General features: G+C 65.6%; 8 protein-coding genes and 1 tRNA gene. 5 read left to right on the forward strand and 4 right to left on the reverse strand.

Annotated elements, in window-relative coordinates; translation table 11 throughout:
- Window positions 1–9: 9 nt before the first annotated feature.
- A complete protein-coding gene (locus A5785_RS08295) occupies window positions 10–2,079 on the reverse strand; it encodes a DUF6541 family protein (protein WP_064865799.1) in 2,070 nt (689 codons plus the stop codon).
- 198 nt (window positions 2,080–2,277) lie between these two features.
- On the opposite strand from A5785_RS08295, the gene A5785_RS08300 reads away from it, so the two are divergent.
- Together A5785_RS08300 and A5785_RS08305 are read left to right on the forward strand one after the other, a co-directional pair.
- Window positions 2,278–3,681 carry an MFS transporter gene (locus A5785_RS08300; protein WP_082937818.1) on the forward strand — a complete coding sequence of 468 codons (1,404 nt, stop codon included), beginning with the start codon at window positions 2,278–2,280 and terminating at the stop codon, window positions 3,679–3,681.
- Window positions 3,674–4,132 (forward strand): MarR family winged helix-turn-helix transcriptional regulator, encoded by a 459-nt coding sequence (locus A5785_RS08305; protein WP_064865803.1) that lies wholly within the window; start codon window positions 3,674–3,676, stop codon window positions 4,130–4,132. Before A5785_RS08300 ends, A5785_RS08305 begins: the two co-directional genes overlap by 8 nt.
- A gap of 10 nt (window positions 4,133–4,142) precedes the next feature.
- On the opposite strand, the gene A5785_RS08310 is transcribed toward A5785_RS08305, so the two are convergent.
- Window positions 4,143–5,396, reverse strand: a complete 1,254-nt coding sequence (locus A5785_RS08310) for an MFS transporter (RefSeq protein ID WP_442902843.1) — start codon at window positions 5,394–5,396, stop codon at window positions 4,143–4,145.
- Entirely contained in the window at window positions 5,393–6,091 is a 699-nt protein-coding gene (locus A5785_RS08315) for a GntR family transcriptional regulator (RefSeq protein WP_064865805.1), read from the reverse strand. Before A5785_RS08315 ends, A5785_RS08310 begins: the two co-directional genes overlap by 4 nt.
- Window positions 6,092–6,378: 287 nt before the next feature.
- Between A5785_RS08315 and A5785_RS08320 the strand changes: the two genes are divergently transcribed.
- A complete protein-coding gene (locus tag A5785_RS08320; RefSeq protein WP_082937817.1) occupies window positions 6,379–7,248 on the forward strand; it encodes a type IV toxin-antitoxin system AbiEi family antitoxin domain-containing protein in 870 nt (289 codons plus the stop codon).
- Window positions 7,249–7,254: 6 nt separating this feature from the next.
- On the opposite strand, the gene A5785_RS08325 is transcribed toward A5785_RS08320, so the two are convergent.
- Window positions 7,255–7,956, reverse strand: coding sequence for a VOC family protein (locus A5785_RS08325; protein ID WP_049700609.1), 702 nt, complete (start codon window positions 7,954–7,956; stop codon window positions 7,255–7,257).
- Between the two features lie 130 nt (window positions 7,957–8,086).
- Here A5785_RS08325 and A5785_RS08330 point away from each other — a divergent pair, with 130 nt between their 5' ends.
- Window positions 8,087–8,917 (forward strand): esterase/lipase family protein, encoded by an 831-nt coding sequence (locus A5785_RS08330; protein WP_049700650.1) that lies wholly within the window; start codon window positions 8,087–8,089, stop codon window positions 8,915–8,917.
- 86 nt (window positions 8,918–9,003) lie between these two features.
- A tRNA-Thr gene (locus tag A5785_RS08335) sits at window positions 9,004–9,079 on the forward strand.
- Window positions 9,080–9,772: the final 693 nt, after the last annotated feature.

A 9,772-nucleotide genomic window follows, 5' to 3' on the forward strand; every position in this document is an offset into this window, starting at 1 on the left:
CGCAGCGGTTCAGCGTGGCGCGGTGAGCACGTTCTCGTTGACCCGATACACCGTCACGTTGCCCTGCCTGAACACCGGCGTCAGCCCCGGCGCGCCGTGCTCCCGGAGCGCCAGGAACGGGTCGCCCTGCACACCGTGCTCCGGGTCGGGGACACCGTTCTGGAACGGCCAGTAACTCGGCGGACTGTCGATGACGTAGTGCACGTTCATGTCGCGCACGATCTGATCGACGTGCGGATCGGCACCGATTTGCGCTGTCCCCCAGTACAAGTCGCGCTGGCGTTCAGAGAACTCGTTTGCCCGATAGAACGAGAACAACGGGGTCAGTCCGGTCACCGGATACAGCCACCCGGTGCCCTGATCGAGGTTGTTCAGGATCAGCGCGTCGTGCGCGTCTGGCTGACGATCGAGCCAGTGGTATGCGGCGAGATCGTCTCTGCCGACCAGCTTTTCGCCCCGTTCCTTCGATGCGATCTGCGCGTTCGACGGGTAACGCCACACAGCAGCGCCCGCGATCAACACCAGCAGGACGGCAAACGTGACCGGAACAGCCCAACGTCGCTGCGTCGCAACGCGGTCGCCGGACCCCGACCGCGCCACCCACCGCGACACGGCCGACGCCGCGATTCCCACCGCGACGCCCGCGGCCGCCGCACAGAACAGTGCCACCACGAACGTCAGCCGATGCGGCGAGTTGTAGAAGTAGCCGCCGATCACCCCGAGCGGCGCCGACAGCGGGCCAAGCGAGACAACCGAATTGGCGGTGACCAACACGAAGATCGCCCAGGTCACCAGCCCGCCCCAACACCGTAGCCACAGCAGTGCAACAACACCGAGCACGGTGAGGATCACCAGACCCCACACCGGATAGTCCTGCGTCTGCAACGGCACCGTGCCGTTGAACAGCGCCTGCGAAAGTCCTTCGAGCACACCGACCGTGTCGACACGGAAGTCGAAGAACGGCAGCTCGTTGGTATCGGCGACGCGGATCGTGCCCAGTACAACCGGGAAGACCAGCACCACGGTCGCCAGCCCGGCGATCGCCAGGGTGACGAAGTCTCCGACGCGGCTGTGCACGGGCCGACGCAGCGCCTCGAACAGCCACCACACCCCGACGATCACACCCACCAGGATCAGTCCGGATGGATGCGTCGCCGTGACGCCGGAGACCGCGACGGCCGCGGGCAGCACCCGACGTCGATCGCGTACCGCACTGATCGTCAGCACTGCGGCGATGGGCGCCATCGACACACCCACGGCATTCGGCACCGAGGTCAACTGCACCTCGACATACGGCAGCGACGGGAACAGCGCCGCCACCGCGCCCGCAACACCGGCGATCAACGCCGACGTCGAGGTGTCGAAGCGGTGGCGCGCAAACCAGTACGCGAGTGACGCGACGCCGAGCGTGACCGTGACCGCCAACGTCGCGGGCGAGTAGGTGTTGTACAGCTGCACCGGGTTCGCGCCGGTCAGCGGAATCTCAAGAGCGCCGAGCGCGTGCCACGTATTCGGGTAGTAGTTGAAGCCGTGGGTGTCGTAGTTCATGAGCTCGCCCATGCGCAACGACGATCCGACGCCGGTCTCGTGAATCCAGCGCAGCGAACTCGCATGCCAGAGCGAATCCCAGACCTGAGGAATGCTGTCGAGTCCGGCGAACGCGGTATTGGCGATCGGCCTGATGCACGTGATCGCGATGATGATCGCCCCGAGCGCGATGCCGATGCCCCCGCGCAGCGCCGCACGCCAGCTCAGCGGAGCGTCGACCGTCCCGTCCCCCGAGGTCGACGTCGCGGCCGGTGCCGGAGCTATTCGACGTCCCGCCCGCGTGCCCAGCAGCGCGGCATAAACCCAGGCCAGCGCATACGCGACGAGGACGGCGACCAGGGCGGTGATGACGTTCCATTCGAAACCGATCGCGCCGTAGAGCACGGTGGACACGCTCACGATCGCGAAGGTGATCGGCGCGCCCGCTGCGATCGCGACGGGCCAGCTCAGCGTCATCCGACGACCGACGCACGCCCCGGGAACAATGAGTAGGACGACGGTCACCACACTCACCCACGCCCCGAGCAGCACTGACACCCGTCCTCTCACTCAACCGGCCCGAACCGGATTCATCCCGGTCCGTTGAACCGGTCGACCTCGTGCAGGTTACCGCGCCACCCTTTTGTCGCCGTTGACCGTGTGCCGTGACCCCTGGACGTCGAATGCTTGTAGTTCTACAATCTTTGTATGTCCACAACTACCTCCGTCGAGCTGACGCCGCGCAGGAAGATGGCGATCCTCGGCACCTGCTGCATGAGCCTGCTGATCGTGTCGATGGACGCCACCATCGTCAACGTCGCCCTGCCGGCGATCCGCACGGATCTGAACGCGAGCGTGTCGTCGTTGCAGTGGGTCATCGACATCTACACGCTGGTGCTGGCCAGTCTGTTGATGGTGTCCGGAGCCACTGCCGACCGGTACGGCCGGAAGCGTTTGTTCCAGATCGGTCTGGTCACGTTCGCGATCGGATCGCTCGCGTGCAGCCTCGCGCCGAGCGTCGGCGTCCTGATCGCCGCCCGCGCCCTGCAGGCCGTCGGTGGGTCGATGCTCAACCCCGTGGCGATGTCGATCATCACGCAGATCTTCGTCGACCCTCGCGAGCGCGCCCGCGCGATCGGCGTGTGGGGATCGGTGGTCGGAATCTCGATGGCCGCCGGCCCGATCGTCGGCGGCGTGCTCATCGACACCATCGGGTGGCGTGCGGTGTTCTGGATCAACCTGCCGATCTGTCTGATCGCGATCGTGCTCACCGCCATCCTCGTCCCCGAATCACGCTCGCCCATCATGCGCACACTCGATCCCGTCGGACAGGCATTGGCGATGATCGCACTCGGCGGCGCCGTCTACGGCCTCATCGAAGGTCCTGGTCACGGGTGGGGATCTCCGCGCACCGTAATCGTATTCGCCGTCGCCGCAGCAGCTTTCGTCGGCTTCGTCCTGTGGGAACGACGCCACGACGACCCGTTCATCGACCTCCGATTCTTCGGCAGCGTCCCGTTCGCGTCGGCAACCGTGATCGCGATCTGCGCGTTCGCCAACTGGGGCGGGTTCTTGTTCCTGATGTCGCTCTACCTACAGGAGGACCGCGGGTTCAGCGCCGTCGGCACCGGTGCGATGCTCGTTCCACCCGCGATAGCGGTCTTGATCTGCTCGCCACTCTCCGGGCGCGCGGTCGGCCGCTGGGGCACGCGACCGTCGCTCGTGATCGCCGGGATCGCACTCCTCATCAGTTCGTCGATGATGCTGTTCATCGACGACGCGACCCCGGTCCCCTTGCTGGCCTTCATGTTCTTCATCTTCGGACTCGGCTTCGGGATGATCAACGCGCCCATCACCAACTCCGCGGTCGCAGGCATGCCCCGACATCGAGCCGGAGCTGCCAGCGCCGTGGCGTCGACGAGCCGCCAGATCGGCGTGAGTCTCGGTGTGGCACTTGCCGGTAGCGTCACCGGCTTGGCCGCGGCGCACACGGCCATCGACTTCTCGAGTGCGATGACGGCCATGTGGTGGATCGTGATCGCTTTCAGCGCAGCGATTCTCGTACTCGGTATCGTGTCCACCACACCGTGGGCGCTACGCACCGCGCAGACCGTCTCAGATCGGCTGATCGAACCGGAGATGTCCCATGCCTGAACCCGGAGCAGCCGACGAGCACGGCCCTGTCCCCCACGACGAACTCGTCGCGCAGGTCTGGCGCGAACTCACCTCGTTCGTGACCGATTCACGCGACGCCTGGCGTCGCACGGTGGTTGCCGAAACAGGGTTGCCGTTCAGCAGGATTCGGGTGCTGAAGCGGTTGAGGAACGGCCCGCTGACGATCACCGAGATCGCTCACGCCGCCACCATCGATGCCCCCGCGGCGTCGGTCGCGGTGTCCGACCTCGAGTCCGCGGGATATGTGGTCCGCGAGCCGTCGTCGAGCGACCGTCGTCGAAAAGAGGTACGCATCACCGACGCCGGACGCGAGGTGCTCCAGACCGTCTGGGACGTCGACGATCCGGCGCCCGACGTACTGACCACGGCCTCCACCGTCGAACTGGAACTGCTGCACACGATGTTCACCAGGAGCCCTGGGCGGGCCTGACCCCTATCGGTCAGGCGGCCACGGCGTGCCGACGATGCCCGTACAGCGCGACGGCGAGACACAGCAGTGCCGCGACGATCCCGAAGATGAACATGTGCGTGTAGGTGACCGCGTGCCAGAACTCGGTGATCAACGCCAGCACAGCCGGAATCGCGAACCCCAGGTAGGTGACGCTGTAGAACACCGCGGTGAGCCCGGCGAGGTCGTTTCGGCCGCTGCGGGCCGCGATCCGTTGCACCTCGAGTAGACCCGCGATCATCGCCATGCCGTAGCCGCAGCCCAGAACCGTCGCAGCGATCAGCGACATCCAGATCGTCAACATGTGAGCAGCCAACGCCGCCAACGCCATTCCGATTGCCAACACCGTGAGTGCGGCGGCGACGCCGCGCACACCGTCGGGGTTGTCGATGCGACGTCCCAGCGACTGGATGCCGAAACCCGCCGCGAGTCCGAGCACACAGCACAGCGCGGCGAACGCGATCGGCGCTCCGGCGGTGCGCGCCGACATCAGCGCGGGGATGATCGCGTATGCCGATGCGCATGCGCCGAACACCCACGGCGCAACCGGCAGCACCACGAACAGGAACCGACGGTGCGCCGCCGACGGGATCTTCAGGTCGTCGACGAGTCGTCCGGGAGTGCTACTGGGCGAACGCGTTTCGGGTGCGCGGACAAGCAGGAGCACCAGAGCGATGGCCGCAAGCGAGATGTTCACCAGGTAGGCGAGCACGTGCGGCCACGGTGCCCACTGAGCCAGCGCACCGGCGACGCCCGCACCGATGCCGAATCCGGCGGTGAGGCTCATCGCGGCGCGCCGGGCCCCGGATGCCGCTCCGGCGCCACCACGTACCGACAACTCCGTGATCCAACTGCCGCCGACCGCCATCGACAGTCCCAACGCGATTCCGCTGAACACGCGTCCGATCGACAGCAGCACAACAGAATTCGCACCGAGTGCCAGGAGCAGCGACCCCACCGCGGCGAACACCGGTGCGGGCAACATCAGCGGGCGACGCCCGTACCGATCCGACAGTGGACCGCCGATCAACAGCGAGGGCACGATGCCGACCACATAGAGGAACAGCAACGCGTCGACCGCGACGGCCCCGAAATTGCCAGTCTCGCGGTACATCACGAGCAGCGGCGTGAATTCGTTTCCACCCCAGGCCGATGCGAAGACGGCAAGTGCCACCGCGATCCACGCGGTGCGACGAACCGTCGGACCGGTCACCGTGGGGGTGGCGTTGTCTGCGGTAGTAGTCACCGTTGTCCTTCCTCTGTGTGGGCGGCGCTCGCGTCGGTCGCGTGGACGGCGTAGACATCGTCGATGCGATGAACACCCGCGACGTGGTCGACGAGCAGTGATGTGAATCTGTCGGCGTCTGCGCATTCGATGGCGTCGACGAGCGCGGTGTGCTCGGCAATGATCCGGGGCGTCATGGTCGGCTCCCGGTGCACGCTCGCGGTGGTCATGCGCCGCTGGCGTTCCGCGAGACCGAGGTAGAAGTCGGCGAGTACGCCGTTGGCCCCGGCCGAGACGATGAGCTGGTGGAACTGCGCGTCGAGACGGGAGAAGTCCGCGATGTCGTCGGGTCCCACTTTCGCGTGTGCGGCCAGATTGCGGCGCAGGTCCGCCACCAGGTCGCCGGTGGGCAGGTCGCGGGCGACGAGTCCGCGTACCGCGTGAGACTCGATGAGAATCCGGGCGTCGACAACGTCGCGGGCCTCGGTGTCGGTCACCGGCAGCACCAGCGCGCCGCGTTTCGGGTACAGCCGCATCCAGCCTTCTGCCTGCAACCGAAGAAACGCTTCACGCACGGGGGTGCGGCTGACCTCGCAGCGCTGCGCCACCTCGCCCTCGCTGATCAGCTCGCCGCCGGCGATGGCGTTGGTCAGGATGAGTTCCTTGACCTCGTCGTACACCCGATCGGCCGCCGATGTAGCGCTCAGATCCAACATAGATACAAGTTGTACTCCTGATTGCTTAGCGAGTCGAATCTTTGTGAGCTAGTCGGGGCGGAGCGACACCGAATATCTCCGCGGAGGCACGACATGCTCGCTTGCGTCACACCAGGCCGCCTCAGCTCTCCCGTTTCTGGGCTCCACCGTTTCTGCGCTCTCCCGTTTTCAGTCATTTCTGATCCTTCCCGGCGAGCCGACCTGGGCTTTTGCGGCCGGGCGCCTCTGAAAATGACTGAAAACGGGAACGGCTTGGAACCTTTGCGGACGGTGCACGTCCAAATGCCATGGCTATTCGACCTCCGGTGAATCCCGACCTCACTCCCGATGCGCTCCCGCTCGGCGCAATCGACCCCGACGCGGTCAACCTCGGCGTCTTTTCTCGGCCAGAGCTCCGGGCACGCGGGCTCACCGACGCCGACCTACGCAGAAAGGTGCGTCGCGGCGAACTCCTCGTTCCCCGCCGCGGCTGGTACGCCCAGCCAGAAGCCGATCCGGACGCCGTGGCCGCAGCCAAACGCTATGGCGCACTCTCCTGCGCGTCGGCGCTCACCAAGCACAAGTTATGGGTGCCGCCCGGATACGAATCGCTCCATGTGCGCGCAGGCAAGAGCGCGACACCGAGGCGCGCGGACTACTGCACACTTCCCGGCGCGCCACTTCCCGTCACCACCATCACCGACACCATCGGTCTGTCTCTGGTGTGCGCCGCGGGCTGCATGAAGGACGACGACACGATCGCCACGCTCGATTCGGCGATGCACACGCTCGACATCGATGTCGATGACCTTCGCCTGATGCTGCCCCAGACGAGTCCACTCATCGAGGCCCTGCTTCTCGAATGCGATCCGCGGTCGATGTCCGGGACCGAGAGTCTGACCCGAGTCCGTTGTCGCCGGGCCGGTTTCGAGGTCGAGGTACAACCCGAGATATCCGAAGCCGAGCACGCGGACCTGCGGATCGGCCGGCTCCTGATCGAATGCGACAGCAAGCTCTACCACCTCAGCCCTGCGAACTACACCAACGATCGGCACCGCGACCGCAGATCACTCACGCAGGGCCGACCCACCCTTCGGCTGACCTACGACGACGTGCTGTACGGCTGGGAGCAAACCCTCGACGACATCACCGAGATCGTGGGCGCTTTCGCGCAGTGAGGCGTGCTAAGCGCCGACGTAACCCTTGTCGTCGCGCTCCTGCCAGGTGCACAGGCACAGCTCGTTGCCCTCGGCGTCGGCGAGTACCCACCACGAGGGCGCGAACTCGTCGGTGACCAGCGTGCCGCCGGCGTCGAGTGCGGCGCGCATTCGGGCTTCCACCTCGTCGTGCGGGATCCAGAGGTCGAGGTGTATCCGGTTGCGTTCAGCCCGTTCGGTGTCCATCTGTTGGAACCAGATCGCGGGGAGACGTCCGGCGGGGTCGACGAGGTCGGCCGCTTCGAGCTCGCGCGCGTCGCCGTCGAGTTGCTTGTAGCCGAGCACAGCGATCCAGAAGGGTCGGATCTTGTCGATGTCGAGGGCGTCGATGGCGACGTCGAAGCGGGCCTCCGGCATGGCGAGCGGTTCGAGTTCAAGCTCGCGAGCGATCTGTGCGATGAGGTTCGCCAGCCCGACGTCGGCTTCGGTGATGCGGTGCGCACTGTGCGTCGAGAGAGTGAGATGGATTGTGCCGTAACGCAGATCGATGTCGGGGTGGTGGTCGGCGATCTCTGCTTCCTGCGCGATCCGATGGAGGAAGCGCACGCCGCGAGCCATCGAGCCGGTGTCGTACCCCGCACGCACGCTGTTGCCGATGACCCGCCAGGGGTCGGACAGCCGAGTGCTGGCGTCTGCTGCGGTGACGGGCTTTCGCGGAGAAGGGGCCATAGCCCGACGGTACGGCGGATCGTCGTATGTGGGTCGCGGTTGTGTCTGATCGAGATGAACTGGTTGTCGGGAGTTCACGCAGTTCTTCGTCGACCACCGCGAGACGGCACATTCTGGGATGATCGACGGCATGCACACACGCGCATGTGCGGCGCTGGTGCTCGCGGTAGCAGGTCTGGTGGGGACATCATTCGGGGCCGGCGCGGCACTCGCCGACCCGTTCCCGGTGACCACCGACGTGGTGGCCGCCCAACGCGACGGGCTGACCGGGCCCGCCGACGCCGCCCCCGCCGGCGCGAATCGACCCGACTGTCACGATCGGTACGACCGCGATCCCGTCATCCTGGTGCACGGCACGACCTCGAATCAGTCGTCAGCGTGGTCATTCCTCGCTCCGACGCTGGCCAACGCGGGTTTTTGCGTCTACACCTTCACGTTCGGCCAGGTACCGGGAAGCGGTTCGGTCGGCGGACTGGCGCCCAGAGCGACGTCGACGCAGCAGCTCGCCACATTCATCGACCACGTCCGTCGCGAGACCGGGGCGAGCACCGTCGACCTCGTCGGACACTCGCAGGGCGCAGCGGTTGCGCAGTCGGTCACGCAGTTGCCCGGCAGAGCCGCACAGATCGGCACCATCGTCGATATATCCGGAGCGAACCGCGGCTACTCGTTCGGCGGTAAGCCCGTGCCGCGCGGCGAGGGCGACAACGGGCCCAACCACTCGAACATCAAGTACGTCAACCTGGCCACCACGCACGACGAAGTGGTCTTCCCGCTGCGTAACGCACTGATGGAACCCGCGCCGAACGTCACGAACGTCGTCGTGCAGAACGTGTGCCCGGCGTCGACGGTCGGGCATCTGGGCATGATCTACTCGCCGACCGTGGCCGCGCTGGTGCAGAATGCACTCGACCCGAGCTCGCCGGTCGCGGTCCCGTGCGACCGCGACTTCCCATTCTGAGGGCACCCACCATGCCCGGTCTCGGTGCCGGTTTTGGTTCCACCGACGCGGCTCGCTACACTCGTGACCGCTGCCTCGCGCAGCACGCCGCCTTAGCTCAGTCGGTAGAGCGATTCACTCGTAATGAATAGGTCAGGAGTTCGATTCTCCTAGGCGGCTCCACGGAAAAGTGCAGCTCAGAGACCATTTTCCTGTTTGACTGTTACACCTGCGCGGACGTACCGAACGTCGCCAAGCACACACACAACACACACAGCGTGCGATGCTCAGTGTTCGTTCCGCCGAGCAATCTCGTTGATTCGCCTGTCTACCGCCTTGTTTCGCGCTCGGCTAATCCCGCGGACAACGATAGCGACGTAAAAGTAGGCGGCGACTGCAATCGACAGCCCTCGCCACGCGTCCCCTGTTTGATCGCCGATCGCATACCCGACGAGAACTACATACGGGATGGCGGTGAACGACAGTTCCCTGGTGAACGCGTCGCTGCGGACGGACTCCGCGGTAAGCACTAACACGCGCTCGTGTATGTACTCGTCGAGGGCGCGTCTTTCAGTTGAATCGTCCGGCAGTTTGCCGGCTATCTCGATGTCCTGAGTATGTTGCCGCGCATGTCACGGCGGTCTTTCGCCGCCGCCAAGTAGGCGGCTCCAATCGTCGCCGCGGCACCTACTGCCGCGGCGACAAGCGGAACTATCCATTTATCCATCGCGTCATTGTCCTGCGCGACACTCGAATTCAAGGGATGCAACACGCCATGCCTAACACCTCGTGCGTCTAGCCTCGAAGTTTCGTGAGGTGGCGGTCGGTCGTTGAGTGGTCCGGATGGTGTGGTCTGAGGACCGGATTCCGGACCGG

Source organism: Gordonia sp. 852002-50395_SCH5434458 (assembly GCF_001665905.1).
In the GTDB taxonomy this organism is placed as follows: domain Bacteria; phylum Actinomycetota; class Actinomycetes; order Mycobacteriales; family Mycobacteriaceae; genus Gordonia; species Gordonia jacobaea.

Excerpts from the sequence above, each read along its gene's own strand:
- A5785_RS08300 (WP_082937818.1), top strand. The coding sequence starts at position 2,278 with ATGGCGATCCTCGGCACCTGCTGCATGAGCCTGCTGATCGTGTCGATG.
- A5785_RS08305 (WP_064865803.1), top strand. The coding sequence starts at position 3,674 with ATGCCTGAACCCGGAGCAGCCGACGAGCACGGCCCTGTCCCCCACGAC.
- A5785_RS08315 (WP_064865805.1), bottom strand. The coding sequence starts at position 6,091 with ATGTTGGATCTGAGCGCTACATCGGCGGCCGATCGGGTGTACGACGAG.
- A5785_RS08320 (WP_082937817.1), top strand. The coding sequence starts at position 6,379 with ATGGCTATTCGACCTCCGGTGAATCCCGACCTCACTCCCGATGCGCTC.
- A5785_RS08325 (WP_049700609.1), bottom strand. The coding sequence starts at position 7,956 with ATGGCCCCTTCTCCGCGAAAGCCCGTCACCGCAGCAGACGCCAGCACT.
- A5785_RS08330 (WP_049700650.1), top strand. The coding sequence starts at position 8,087 with ATGCACACACGCGCATGTGCGGCGCTGGTGCTCGCGGTAGCAGGTCTG.